This window comes from Microbacterium sp. 69-10 (assembly GCF_001897945.1).
Lineage (GTDB): Bacteria > Actinomycetota > Actinomycetes > Actinomycetales > Microbacteriaceae > Microbacterium.
Genome location: NZ_MKRT01000003.1, coordinates 39933 through 51550, shown reverse-complemented (window position 1 = coordinate 51550; position 11618 = coordinate 39933). Strand labels below are relative to the sequence as shown.

The 11618-nt window shown below is 69.4% G+C and carries 13 protein-coding genes and 2 tRNA genes; 5 read left to right on the top strand and 10 right to left on the bottom strand.

Annotation, left to right across the window (positions count from 1 at the left end):
- Positions 1 to 190: 190 nt before the first annotated feature.
- Entirely contained in the window at positions 191 to 1321 is a 1131-nt protein-coding gene (locus BGN97_RS01215; protein WP_292697337.1) for an aminotransferase class V-fold PLP-dependent enzyme, read from the bottom strand.
- Positions 1322 to 1444: 123 nt separating this feature from the next.
- On the opposite strand from BGN97_RS01215, the gene BGN97_RS01210 reads away from it, so the two are divergent.
- Entirely contained in the window at positions 1445 to 2026 is a 582-nt protein-coding gene (locus BGN97_RS01210; protein ID WP_292697335.1) for a hypothetical protein, read from the top strand.
- A complete protein-coding gene (locus BGN97_RS01205; protein WP_292697333.1) occupies positions 2023 to 2220 on the top strand; it encodes a DUF6186 family protein in 198 nt (65 codons plus the stop codon). Before BGN97_RS01210 ends, BGN97_RS01205 begins: the two co-directional genes overlap by 4 nt.
- 19 nt (positions 2221 to 2239) lie before the next feature.
- Here BGN97_RS01205 and BGN97_RS01200 read toward each other — a convergent pair whose 3' ends face one another.
- Positions 2240 to 2815: a TetR/AcrR family transcriptional regulator gene (locus BGN97_RS01200; RefSeq protein WP_292697331.1), complete on the bottom strand. Its 576-nt coding sequence runs from the start codon at positions 2813 to 2815 to the stop codon at positions 2240 to 2242.
- Between the two features lie 102 nt (positions 2816 to 2917).
- On the opposite strand from BGN97_RS01200, the gene BGN97_RS01195 reads away from it, so the two are divergent.
- Both BGN97_RS01195 and BGN97_RS01190 read left to right on the top strand, forming a co-directional pair.
- Complete coding sequence (locus BGN97_RS01195; protein ID WP_292697329.1) at positions 2918 to 4510, top strand: MFS transporter; 1593 nt, start codon at positions 2918 to 2920, stop codon at positions 4508 to 4510.
- Positions 4511 to 4614: 104 nt separating this feature from the next.
- Positions 4615 to 5079, top strand: coding sequence for an EamA family transporter (locus BGN97_RS01190; RefSeq protein ID WP_363331383.1), 465 nt, complete (start codon positions 4615 to 4617; stop codon positions 5077 to 5079).
- A gap of 48 nt (positions 5080 to 5127) precedes the next feature.
- Here the strand turns inward: BGN97_RS01190 and BGN97_RS01185 are convergent.
- The 5 genes from BGN97_RS01185 to BGN97_RS01165 all read right to left on the bottom strand — a co-directional run bounded on the left by BGN97_RS01185 (position 5128) and on the right by BGN97_RS01165 (position 8347).
- Positions 5128 to 5200: transfer RNA gene (locus BGN97_RS01185), tRNA-Ala, on the bottom strand.
- Between the two features lie 25 nt (positions 5201 to 5225).
- Positions 5226 to 5299: transfer RNA gene (locus BGN97_RS01180), tRNA-Ile, on the bottom strand.
- Between the two features lie 81 nt (positions 5300 to 5380).
- Positions 5381 to 6193, bottom strand: a complete 813-nt coding sequence (locus tag BGN97_RS01175; RefSeq protein WP_292697327.1) for a DUF4097 family beta strand repeat-containing protein — start codon at positions 6191 to 6193, stop codon at positions 5381 to 5383.
- Entirely contained in the window at positions 6190 to 6891 is a 702-nt protein-coding gene (locus BGN97_RS01170; RefSeq protein WP_292697346.1) for a response regulator transcription factor, read from the bottom strand. Before BGN97_RS01170 ends, BGN97_RS01175 begins: the two co-directional genes overlap by 4 nt.
- 52 nt (positions 6892 to 6943) lie before the next feature.
- Positions 6944 to 8347: a sensor histidine kinase gene (locus tag BGN97_RS01165; RefSeq protein ID WP_292697325.1), complete on the bottom strand. Its 1404-nt coding sequence runs from the start codon at positions 8345 to 8347 to the stop codon at positions 6944 to 6946.
- An 83-nt stretch (positions 8348 to 8430) separates the two neighbouring features.
- Here BGN97_RS01165 and BGN97_RS01160 point away from each other — a divergent pair, with 83 nt between their 5' ends.
- Positions 8431 to 9144: a VIT family protein gene (locus BGN97_RS01160; protein WP_292697323.1), complete on the top strand. Its 714-nt coding sequence runs from the start codon at positions 8431 to 8433 to the stop codon at positions 9142 to 9144.
- Between the two features lie 49 nt (positions 9145 to 9193).
- On the opposite strand, the gene BGN97_RS01155 is transcribed toward BGN97_RS01160, so the two are convergent.
- The 3 genes from BGN97_RS01155 to BGN97_RS01145 all read right to left on the bottom strand — a co-directional run.
- Positions 9194 to 9385, bottom strand: coding sequence for a TetR-like C-terminal domain-containing protein (locus BGN97_RS01155; RefSeq protein WP_292697321.1), 192 nt, complete (start codon positions 9383 to 9385; stop codon positions 9194 to 9196).
- Between the two features lie 155 nt (positions 9386 to 9540).
- Positions 9541 to 9945 carry a DUF3566 domain-containing protein gene (locus BGN97_RS01150; RefSeq protein ID WP_285630905.1) on the bottom strand — a complete coding sequence of 135 codons (405 nt, stop codon included), beginning with the start codon at positions 9943 to 9945 and terminating at the stop codon, positions 9541 to 9543.
- Positions 9946 to 9963: 18 nt separating this feature from the next.
- Positions 9964 to 11618, bottom strand: a 1655-nt coding sequence (locus BGN97_RS01145; RefSeq protein ID WP_292697319.1) for a DNA gyrase C-terminal beta-propeller domain-containing protein, incomplete at its 5' end; no start/stop codon positions are given.

Sequence of the window (11618 nt, the reverse complement as noted above, 5' to 3'; positions counted from 1 at the left end):
CCAGCAGTTCGATGGACTGCCCGCGTGCGGTGGCGCGCGACACCGCCCAGTCGACGGCTCGGCGGCTCGCCTGCGCGTCGGTCACACCGACGACGATCTTCTCTGACATCTTCGGCTCCCATCAGTGACGGAGCCTCCACTCTATTGACCCCCGGGCGATTTCGCGCGGGCCGGGGCCGTGGAAAACGCGTCAGATCCGCATCGCGTCGAGTGCCGCCTTCAGACGTGCGACGGTGCCGTCGACGTCGCCGAGCTTGTCGAGCCCGAACAGGCCCATGCGGAAGGTGGAGAACGACTCCGGCTCGTCGCAGTGCAGCGGCACGCCGGCGGCGATCTGCAGCCCCTGGTCCTTGAACCTGGCGCCGGTGCGCAGGCCCTCGTCGGTCGTGTGCACGACCACCACGCTGGGTGCGGCGAAGGCGGATGCCGCGACGGACGGGAGCCCGCGCTCGGCCAGCAGGGCGCGCACGCGCGTGCCGAGCTCGATCTGCGCCGCGCGGAGGTTCTCCGGGCCGCGGTCGCGGGTCTCGATCATCTGCGCGAGGTTGCGGGCGATGGTGTCGGTGGGCATGGTCGCGTGGTAGCCGGCCCTGCCGTCGCGGTAGCCGTCCGAGATCGCCAGCCACCGGTTCAGGTCGAGGGCGAAGCTGGTCGGAGTGCCGGATGCCACAGCATCCCGGCCGTTCTCGCTGAGCATGACGAAGCCGACGCCGGGCGAGCCGCTCCAGCCCTTCTGCGGGGCGCTCAGCAGCACGTCGACGCCGAGCGCGCGCATGTCCACCCACATCGCACCGGAGGCGATGCAGTCCAGCACCAGCACGCCGCCCACCTCGTGCGCGGCCTCGGCGAGCGCGCTCACGTAGTCGTCGGGAAGCAGGATGCCCGCGGCCGTCTCGACGTGCGGGGCGAAGACGACGTCGGGGCGCCCGGCGCGGATCGCCGCGACGACCTCGTCGATCGGGGCGGGGCTCCAGGCCGCCTGCGGGTCGTCGCTGTCAGGTCGCGCCTGGCAGACGGTGACGGCGGATGCGATGGATCCGGCGTCGAGGATCTGCGACCAGCGGTAGGAGAACAGGCCGTTGCGCACGACGAGCGCCTTCCTCCCGGTGGCGAGGTGACGGGCGACGGACTCCATGGCGTAGCTGCCTCCGCCGTTGATGACCACCGCGCTGTCGGCGCCGTACGTCTCGCGCAGGATGGCGAGCGTCTGCTGCATGACGTCGACGAAGCGGGCCGACATGTGGTTGAGGGAGCGATCGGTGAAGACCACCGAGTACTCCAGCAGGCCGTCGGGATCGATGTCGTCGTGGGGGAGGCTCATGCGTCCAGGTTCGCACCGCTCGCAGGTCCCGGAAAGGCCCTTCCACCTGACGGAAGTCTCGGCCGGAGGAAGCCGGGACTCGTGCCGCGTTGCCGAGGTGGCTAGCATGCGGGTGGAGCTGACATGGAGCAGGGATCGGATGCCGCGGGGCGGAGCGCGCCCGTGCGCTGGCCCGTGGTGTGCTGGCTCGCGATCCTGGCGCTGATCGGAGTCGCCCAGCTGGTGCGCGGGGAGTGGTTCGACGCCGCGGTGTTCCTGGTCGCGATCGCGCTCGTCTGCTGCAGCATCCTGCTCCCGCCGCACGGCGCGCATCGGCCGCGACCGGACCTCGTCGTGTTCGCGGCGACGGCGCTCGCCGCCGCGGTCGCGCTGCTGCCGCGGCACAGCACCGGAATGATCGTCGCCGTGCTGGTCACCGGGGTCGTCGCGCTCGTGGCGGGCTGGCCGGGCGCGGCATCCGCTCGTCGGACCTGGACTCCCGGGCTGCGGCGTCTCGCCGTGGCATGGGCGGTGATCCTGGTGGCCGGATGCCTGTGGGAACTGGCGCAGTTCATCGCCGGGCGGGTGGCGCCGACGCAGCCGAGCTTCGCGCTGAGCGACCTCGTCGATCCGCTGCTGGACACGGAGCTCGGCAAGGCGGTCTTCGCCGGCGCCTGGCTCAGCTGCGGCGCCTTCCTGGCGCTTCGAGGACGGCGCAGCGGATGATCTTCAGCACCGCGTTCTTCCTGCTCTGCGCGGCAGGGCTGATCCTGGCATCCTGGCGCATCCGGCTGCGGGATGCCGAGGCGACGATCACGGAGCTGTTCGACCGCCTGCTCGAGGATCGGTCGGTGCGGATCGCCGTGATCGTGGTGTGGTGGTGGCTGGGCTGGCACTTCCTCGCGGGCGAGACCCTGTGACCGGCCCGGTCGTGACCCATCATTCCGATGCCGGCGCGTTCAACCTCAGGAAGCGATCGACGAGTCGGTGCGCCAGTCCGCGTTCCAGCGGGGCGGAGGACAGCAGCCTGGTCGCATAGATGGGCAGCAGGACGATCTCCACGAGATCGAGTGCCGACAGCACTACGCGCTCGCCCCGTCCAGCGGCGCGCAGCAGCATCTCGTCGAGAGCGGCAAGACGCCCCTGTAGAAGGTCGCCCGGTGCGCGACCGTCCTGGACGGCACGCAGCAGTGCTGCCACGAATGGCGAGTGGCCGGGCCGGTGCGCGTTGAGCACGTCGATGACCTGCTCTGCCCAGCAGCAGAGCTCCGTGCGCAGGTCATCGGCCTCAGCGGGGATCGGGCTGGCGGCGTTGAGCTCGTCGATGGCGAGGTCGGCCAGCAGCCCGGGCATCCCGCCCCAGCGACGATGCAGGGTCGAGCGGTTCACCCCGGAGCGGCGTGCGACCTCCGATGTGGTGATCGACTCGGCCGACCGCTCTTCGAGCAGCTCGGAGAGTGCGCCGAGCACTGCCGCCCGCACACGGGCACTTCGGCCACCTGTGCGCTCCGTCACGGCATCTGGGTACATACCGGACACACTAACACGTCAACTGTTGCATCAAGGCGGCAAGGAGCTCTAGTCTTAACGCGTCTTATGATGCGTTAGGAGTGCATAGTGGTGCAGGACAAGGACGAAATCGAGAACTCGTCGCGGCGCTGGTGGGTGCTGGGGGTGCTGGTGCTGAGTCTGCTCGTGGTGCAGTTGGACACCACGGTCCTCGGCGTGGCCGTGCAGCGGTTGTCGCAGCCGCGGCCCGACGGCCTCGGGCTCACGCAGGGTGAGCTGCTGTGGGCGATCAACGCCTACACGCTGGTGATGGCCGGGATGCTGCTCACCACAGGAGCACTGGCGGATCGACTCGGTCGCAAGCGGGTGCTGCTGGGCGGGCTGGTCCTGTTCGCCGTCGCCTCGCTATGGTGTGCCTTCTCGGTCACCGGACCGATGCTGATCGCCGGACGCGCGGTGCTGGGCCTTGCGGCGGCATTGGTCACCCCGACGACCCTCGCGATCATCACCCAGGTCTTCAGCAAGCAGGAGCGTCCACGTGCCATCGGCATCTGGTCCGGCGGTGTCGGCATCGCCGTCGCGGTCGGGCCGCTCGTCGGCGGGCTGCTGCTGGACCATCTGTGGTGGGACTCGATCTTCCTCGTCAACGTGCCCGTGGTCGCCGTCGCCATCATCGCGATGGCGGTGATCGTGCCCGAGTCCCGCAACCCCCGACCCGGCCGCTTCGACGTTCCCGGTGTGCTGCTGTCGCTGCTCGGGATGGCGCTTCTCGTGAAAGGGATCATCGCAGGCGGTGACACCGGGGAATGGACCAGCCCGCAGGTGTGGGCGGTCGGATCGGCAGGGGTGCTCGTCCTCGCTGTGTTCGTGGTGTGGGAGCGCCGCGCAACCGCACCGCTGCTGCCACTGGACTGGTTCCGGTCCCGTACGTTCTCCGGTTCGATCACGGTCATGACGCTGGCGTTCTTCGCGATGCTCGGCGTCACCTTCACCACCGCGTTCTATCTGCTCAGCCTCCGCCGCCTCAGCGTCCTGAGCACCGGGCTGCTCCTGCTCCCGCTGGCTCTGGCGCAGCTCACGCTCTCCGCGTGGACGCCGGCTCTGGCGAGACGGTTCGGCGCACGTGTCACCGGCACGTTCGGGATGCTCCTCCTGACGAGCGCCCTGCTGCTGTTCGCCTCGCTCGACACCGGAACTCCGCTGTGGGTCCCTGGATTCGCCCTGTTCCTCATCGGGACAGGAATCGCGTTCATCATGCCCTCCGCCTCCGCGGCGATCATGGCATCGGTGCCGAAGGAACGCGCCGGATCGGCATCCGCGACCAGCAATGCATTCCGGCAGGTCGGCGGAGCTCTCGGCACCGCCGTACTCGGCGCCGTGCTCACCGGCGTCTACCGGGCGCAGATCACCGATCACCTCGACGCATTGCCCGCTGCGGTGCGTGATCTCGCAGCCTCGTCCATCCAGGCCACCCAAGCCGTTCTCGAGAGCCTCGGCCTGCAGCTGCCCGATGCATCGGCGATCTCAACGGCCTCCGACCAAGCATTCACCGTCGGATTCCACACCTCGTCGCTCATCGGCGCCGCGATCGCGCTCCTTGGCGCTGTCCTGGCCGCGCTCGTCCTCACACCACGAGGAGGTCCAACCCACGACGACGCTCCGCAGCCCATGGCCGACCCAGCTGAGGCAGACGCCCCATGAGCCACCCGGCTCTCATCGTCGGCGCAGGTGTCCGAATGTGAGGTCGAGCTCGAGAGCGGCGGTGCGCCAGCGATGCAGCAGCGGCCGAGCTCACATCACCGGAAATCCGTCCGGTTCTCCGATACATCCGCCGAGCCAGGACGACGGCGTGGGCGAGCTACATCCTGCTGAACCGCACGCTCGGACGCCGCCTCCCCGGCATCCAGGGGACGGCGATCGCGAGCCTGCTGACCTGCGCGGTCTGGACTCCCGTCGCGCTGGTGTGGCTGCTGCTGCACACCCCGACGATCACCAGCCTCATCCTCGCCGCAGCGTGCGGACTGGGGTCCTCGCTCATCCCCTATGCCTCCGACATGATCGCGCTGCGGTGGATCCCCGCCGAGATGTTCGGCACGTTCACCAGCCTGAACCTGGTGTGGGCCGCGCTGGCGGGCTGGCTGCTGCTGAGCCAGGAGCTGCAGCCCAACGAATGGATCGGAATCGCCCTGATCATCCTGAGCAGCGCGGTGGTGTCGGCCCGCGCGGCATCCCGTTCTTCGACGACGCCCATCGCTGCGCCGACGGAGTGAGAGCCTCGGAACCAGAAATACCCCGGCAGCAGCCAGGGTCTTGATCTGTGGAGCCTAGGAGATTCGAACTCCTGACATCCTGCTTGCAAAGCAGGCGCTCTACCAACTGAGCTAAGGCCCCGAAGGGGATTCCTCGAGGGAATGTGTGGGGCTACCAGGACTTGAACCTGGGACCTCTTCATTATCAGTGAAGCGCTCTAACCGCCTGAGCTATAGCCCCGTCAACCTCCAAGACTTTACCCGATGCCGAGGGTGAAAAGCGAATCGAGCCCGGCCTGCATGCAGGCCGGGCGTTTCCGATTCACTCCGCGGCGCCTCCGGGGCTCAGGGTGACCGTTCCGGCCGACACGTCGGCCTGGATCCGGTGCGAGCTGGAGGGGTCCTGGACCAGGTCGCTCTCCAGAGTTCCGGCCGTGGCCTGGTGACGCAGGGCGTACGAGCCGTCCGGCACGGTGAGGTCGAGGCGGCCCGCGGTGAGGTCGATCGAGACCTCGTCCGGAACGGACTGCAGCTGGGCGGTCACGCGCCCCGCGTTCACCGTGTACTCCGCCGTGCGCACGTCGCGCAGGTCGATGTCCGCGCGTCCGGCGTTCACCTCGGCATCCAGTTCCCTCGCCGCGCCCTGCACGGTCAGGGCCCCGGCGTTGATGTCCAGATCCAGCTCGCCGAACTCGCCGTCCACGCTCAGCGAACCGGCCTGAAGGGTGAGGTCCGCATCGATGCCGAGCAGCGACTCGGGCAGCACGAGCGTGGCCTGCTGCTCGCCGCGCAGCCAGTCCGGCCGGAACCAGTCGAAGCCGCTCCCCGGCCCGCGCACCTTGAGCTCGTCGTCATCGCGCTGCAGCGACCAGTCCTGCTCCGAGCCCTGCTCGATCTCCAGCCGTGCCTCGGTGACCCCCTCCCGGAACTCGACGGTCATGTCGGCGGCGCCGACCTCGAGATCGAGCGAGGTCACGCCCTGCACGTCGAGCCGCGTCGTGCCGCCCTCCTGCGACGACACCTGCTGCACGCCGGCGAACGCCGCCCCGGCCCCGGTGCCCAGCAGCACCACGCCGCCGCACACCGCCAGCACCACGGTGAGTGCTCCTGCGGTCTTCTTCGTCGCGCCGTTCATCGGACGCCTCCCTGGTAGTCGTTCCCGGCGTCCGCGACGCCGGTGTTCTCGATGTGCGCGAGTGCTGCCAGCACCCGCCGGTTGCCGTCCTCCGGTTCGAGCCCGAGCTTCTGGAAGATGGCGGTGATGTGCTTCTCGATGCTGGCCTCGCTCAGGAACAGCAGGCCGGCGATGGCACCGTTGGACTTGCCCTCGGCGATCAGCGCGAGCACCGTGCGCTCGCGATCGGTCAGGCGCAGCATCCGCTCGTCGCGATTGCGGCGGGTCAGCAGCTGCGCGACCACCTCGGGGTCGAGCACGGTGGCACCGGATGCGATGCGCTGCACCGACTCGATGAACTCGGCCACGTCGGCGACCCGGTCCTTGAGCAGATATCCCAGCGCCCCGCCCTGAGTCGATCCGCTCTGCGCGGCGATGAGGTCGCTCGCGTAGCGCTCCTCCACGTACTGGGACAGCACGAGGAGGGGGAGGGACGGATGCCCGGCGCGGATCGCCAGGGCCGCCCGGATGCCCTCGTCCGTGAACGTCGGCGGGAGCCTGACGTCGAGGATGCAGAGTTCGGGGTCCGTGTCGACCACCGCGTCCATGAGGCCGTCGGTGTCGGGGAGGGCGGCGACCACCTCGTGGCCGGCGTCCTCGAGCAGGCGGACGAGCCCTTCGCGGAGGAGGACCGAGTCCTCGCAGATGAGGATCCGCATCACGCCACCTCCTCGTTCTCGGGCCACCGGTGCTGGTTCAGAAGCGGGCAGATCAGGATGCGCATGGCACCGTCACCTCCAGGCTGGTGGGGCCGCCCGCGGGGCTGTCCAGGCGGAAGGTCCCGCCGGCGGCGAGGATGCGGTTGGTGATGCCGTCGAGTCCGCCTCCGGGCTGCACCTGCGCGCCGCCCATGCCGTTGTCCTCGACGCGCGCCCACAGGCCGCCGTCTCGGCTGCGCACGACCACGCGGCACTCGCTGGCCCTGGAGTGCTTGGCGGCGTTGGTCAGCGACTCGGCGATGGCGAAGTAGATCGCGGCCTCGGCGTCCCGGCATCCGGCACCGGAACCGGTCGTCCCGGCGTCGATCCGCACGTCGAGCTGCACGGGGATGTGCGAGCGGCTCGCCAGGGCGGAGAGCGCTGCGTCCAGGCCGCGGTCGTCCAGCACGGACGTGTGGATGCCGCGCGCGAGCTGGCGCAATTCGGTGATGGCGGCCTTGGTGGAGGTGTGCGCCTCGTCGATCAGGGCCTTCGCGGCGGCGGGGTCGGTGTCGATCTTCTGCTGTGCCAGGCCCAGGGTCATGCCCACGGAGACCAGTCGCGGCTGGACGCCGTCGTGCAGGTCCCGCTCGATGCGGGTGCGCTCGAGCTCGGCAGCCCGGACGGCGCCCTCGCGCTGCGCCGACGTGGTGCGCACCTGCGCGGTCAGCTCGGCCTCCCGGTTCGGCATGACCAGGGCGCGGCTGAGCAGGCGGTGCAGCAGGGCCAGACCGAGGATGCCGGCAGCGGCGGCGAGCACGCCGAGGATGCCCACCAGCGGCGCCCAGGCCGCGGCGACCATCGAGCCGAACGGCCCCTCGACCGTGGTGCGTCCTGACAGCGGAGCGAACGCGGTGAAGGCCGACCAGATCACGCCCCAGAACAGGCGCAGCACGAGCGTGCCGGCGATGCATCCGAGCACGAAGTTGAGCAGTGCGCGCCACATGCGGCCGTCGACGGACTGCCGCAGGACGTTGCGGATCCATCCGCCGAAGCCCGGGTGGGTGCGCGGCCGCCACTGCAGGTCGGGGAGGTTCCCGCCGTACAGGCCGTCCACGCGGCGCACCTCGAACCAGGCGAGGCCGTAGAGACCGTAGACCAGTGCGAGCAGCACGAAGATGCCGAGACCGAACACGAACAGCATCCCGAGGCCGATGCCGAGGGTCGCGGTGAGCACCGCGAAGACGGCCGTGCCCACGGCGCCGAGGGCGGCGAGTTCGAGCACGGTGAGGAGGATGCGCAGCGGCGGGCGGTCGGCATCCTTCGCAGGAGCGGCCGCAGGCGCGACCGGCGCGACGGGAGCCGTCGGCGGTACGGGCGCGGTCGGCGGGACCTGCGCCGCGGGCGGCACCGGCGCTGCCGGGGCGGTGGGCGCAGTGCCCTGGCCCGGTGCCGGGGAAGTCGGATTCGTGGTCATGGCATCCACGCTACGGTCATGAGGAATTCATTGACACGGGGCTGACCGGAGACCCCGATTCGGGTTTTCCCTATACTGGCACCATGACGGATGCCCACCCCGACGAACCGCACGGATCCGGCCTCAGCCAGCGCCTGAACTGGCTGCGCGCGGGCGTGCTCGGCGCCAATGACGGGATCGTGTCGGTGGCTTCGCTGGTCGTGGGCGTGGCCGGCGCGACGACCGACAACGCAGCGCTGCTGATCGCGGGTCTCGCCGGCCTGGTCGGCGGCGCGATCTCGATGGCGCTCGGCGAGTACGTGTCGGTGAGCAGCCAGCGCGACAGCGAGCAGGCACTGATCCACAAGGAGCGCGAGGAGCTGCGCACCATGCCGGAGGAGGAGCTCGACGAGCTCACCCGGCTCTACCGCGACCGCGGGCTGAACGAGGAGACCGCACGGCAGGTGGCGGTCGAGCTCACCGAGCACGACGCCCTCGCGGCGCACCTCGAGGTGGAGCTCGGCATCGATCAGGACGACCTGGTCAACCCGTGGCATGCCGCGATCTCGTCGGCCATCTCCTTCACGATCGGCGCGCTGCTGCCGCTGCTGGCCATCCTGCTCCCGCCCCCGGCCGTGCGGGTGCCGATCACCTTCCTGGCCGTGCTGGTCGCCCTGGCCCTCACGGGCTACGTCTCGGCGAAGGTCGGCGGTGCGAGCCCGGTCCGGGCCTCGCTGCGCCTCGTCATCGGCGGCGCGCTCGCGCTGCTCGCCACCTGGCTGATCGGCACGCTGCTGGGCACGACCGGGGTCGTCTGACCCTCCGCATCCGCTCCGTCCTCCGATGACTCCCCGGAGCGGATGCCGTTCAGCGGACGTCCGTGAACAGGGGGATCAGCACCTCGTCGACGATCCGCACGGCGGTACCGGCGTCGATCGCACTGTCACGGAACAGGAACCGGTCGCGCAGCAGCGCCTGTCCGACGTCGAGGCGCAGGTCGGTGACGGCGTCCGCCCGCACCTCTCCCCGGGCGACGGCGCGCTGCACGATCTCGCGCATGGGGCCGTGGAGGTTCCCGGAGCGAGCATCGGGGAGGGGCCCGCGAAGCGGGAGGGGTCCCCCGTTCTGCGAGCGCAGGGAACCTCCACGGCCCCGCACCCACCGACGAAGAACGCCCCTTCCCGAAAGGAAAGGGGCGTTCTCGAAACGGAAACTCAGTTCGACATGAACCCGACGAGCAGGCCGCCCGTCACCTTCACCGCCAGGTTGTAGATGCCCGCGATCACCGCGCCGAGCACCGTGAACACGATCAGGTTCAGGATCGCGACGACCGCGCCGAACGCCATCACCTGCGGCAGTCCGACCAGGCTCGTCAGGTCGATGGAGCCGTCGGTGATCTTGTCGAGGAAGTCGCTGGTCTGGGTGAGCACGCCGGTCGCCTGCAGCACCATGAACACCAGGAAGAACGACACCATCGTGACGATCGCCAGTGCCACGGCACCCAGGAACGACAGCTTCACCGCGGACCAGAAGTCGACGTAGACCAGGCGCAGACGCACCTGCTTGCCACCGGTGCGTCGGGTGGACTTCTTCGCCAGCTTGTCTGCGACTGTGCTCATCGGTCAGCTCTCTTCGGATCAGGCTTCGGGGGACTCGTCCTCAGTGGACTGGGGTTCGAGGTTCTGGGCTTCGGGGGTCTGGGGCTCGGAGGTCTCTGCATCCGCCTCGTCCTCGTCGTCCATGCCACGCTCACTGTTGCGTGCCACGGCGAGGATACGGTCATCGCCCGTCATTCGGGCGAACACGACTCCCATGGTGTCGCGGCCCTTGGCGGGCACCTCGGCCACGGCAGAGCGTACCACCTTGCCGCTGGACAGAACCACCAAGACCTCGTCGTCCTCGGACACGATCAGACCGCCCGCCAGAACGCCGCGCTCGTCGCTCAGCTTGGCCACCTTGATGCCCGTTCCACCGCGCTTCTGCACCTTGTACTCGTCCACCGTGGTGCGCTTGGCGTAGCCGCCGTCTGTCACGGTGAACACGTACGAGTCCTCGGCGACGATAGATGCCGACAGCAGGCTGTCCTCGTCGTCCTTGAACTTCATGCCGCGCACGCCCTCGGTCGCCCGGCCCATCGGACGCAGCGCGTCGTCAGTGGCGTGGAAGCGCACCGACATGCCCTTGGCGCTGATGAGCAGGATGTCCTCGTCGGCGTTCACGAGCTCAGCGCTGACCAGCTCGTCGCCCTCACGCATCCGGATGGCGATGACACCGCCCTGGCGGTTGGTGTCGTAGTCGCCGAGGCGGGTCTTCTTCACGAGGCCGCCGCGCGTCGCGAGCACGAGGTAGTCCTTCGCCTGGTAGTCGCTGATGGCGAGCACCTGGGCGATCTTCTCCTCGGGCTGCAGCGCCAGCAGGTTCGCGACGTGCTGGCCCTTGGCGTCCCGGCCGGCCTCCGGCACCTCGTACGTCTTGGTGCGGTACACGCGCCCCTTGTCCGTGAAGAACAGCAGCCAGTGGTGCGTCGTGGTCACGAAGAAGTGCTCGACCAGGTCGTCGGCGCGCAGCTGCGCGCCCTTCACGCCCTTGCCGCCGCGGTGCTGGGCGCGGTAGTTGTCACTGCGCGTGCGCTTGATGTAGCCCTCACGGGTGATGGTGACGACCATCTCCTCGACCGGGATCAGGTCCTCCATGGACATGTCGCCGTCGAAGCCGTGCAGGATGTGCGTGCGGCGCTCGTCGCCGAAGCGGTCGACGATCTCGGTGAGCTCGGTGCGGACGATGTCGCGCTGACGGGCCTCGGTGGCGATGATGTCCTTGTAGTCGGCGATCTTCGCCTCGAGCTCGGTGGCCTCGTCGATGATCTTCTGGCGCTCCAGGGCGGCCAGTCGACGCAGCTGCATGTCGAGGATGGCCTGCGCCTGATCGTCGTCGATGTCGAGCAGCGCCTTCAGTCCCTCGCGCGCCTCGTCGACGGTGGGGGAGCGGCGGATCAGCGCGATGACCTCGTCCAGGGCATCCAGTGCCTTCAGGTATCCCTGCAGGATGTGCATGCGCGCCTGCGCCTTGCGCAGACGGAAGCCCGTGCGGCGCACGATCACGTCGAGCTGGTGGTCGAGCCAGTTCGTGATGAAGCCGTCTAGTGCGAGCGTGCGCGGCACGCCGTCGACGATCGCGAGCATGTTCGCGCCGAAGTTGTCCTGCAGCTGGGTGTGCTTGTACAGGTTGTTCAGCACGACCTTCGCGACCGCGTCGCGCTTGAGCACGACGACCAGGCGCTGACCGGTGCGGT

Excerpts from the sequence above, each read along its gene's own strand:
- BGN97_RS01215 (WP_292697337.1), bottom strand. The coding sequence starts at position 1,321 with ATGAGCCTCCCCCACGACGACATCGATCCCGACGGCCTGCTGGAGTAC.
- BGN97_RS01210 (WP_292697335.1), top strand. The coding sequence starts at position 1,445 with ATGGAGCAGGGATCGGATGCCGCGGGGCGGAGCGCGCCCGTGCGCTGG.
- BGN97_RS01205 (WP_292697333.1), top strand. The coding sequence starts at position 2,023 with ATGATCTTCAGCACCGCGTTCTTCCTGCTCTGCGCGGCAGGGCTGATC.
- BGN97_RS01175 (WP_292697327.1), bottom strand. The coding sequence starts at position 6,193 with ATGAACGGCGCGACGAAGAAGACCGCAGGAGCACTCACCGTGGTGCTG.
- BGN97_RS01170 (WP_292697346.1), bottom strand. The coding sequence starts at position 6,891 with ATGCGGATCCTCATCTGCGAGGACTCGGTCCTCCTCCGCGAAGGGCTC.
- BGN97_RS01165 (WP_292697325.1), bottom strand. The coding sequence starts at position 8,347 with ATGACCACGAATCCGACTTCCCCGGCACCGGGCCAGGGCACTGCGCCC.
- BGN97_RS01160 (WP_292697323.1), top strand. The coding sequence starts at position 8,431 with ATGACGGATGCCCACCCCGACGAACCGCACGGATCCGGCCTCAGCCAG.
- BGN97_RS01155 (WP_292697321.1), bottom strand. The coding sequence starts at position 9,385 with ATGCGCGAGATCGTGCAGCGCGCCGTCGCCCGGGGAGAGGTGCGGGCG.
- BGN97_RS01150 (WP_285630905.1), bottom strand. The coding sequence starts at position 9,945 with ATGAGCACAGTCGCAGACAAGCTGGCGAAGAAGTCCACCCGACGCACC.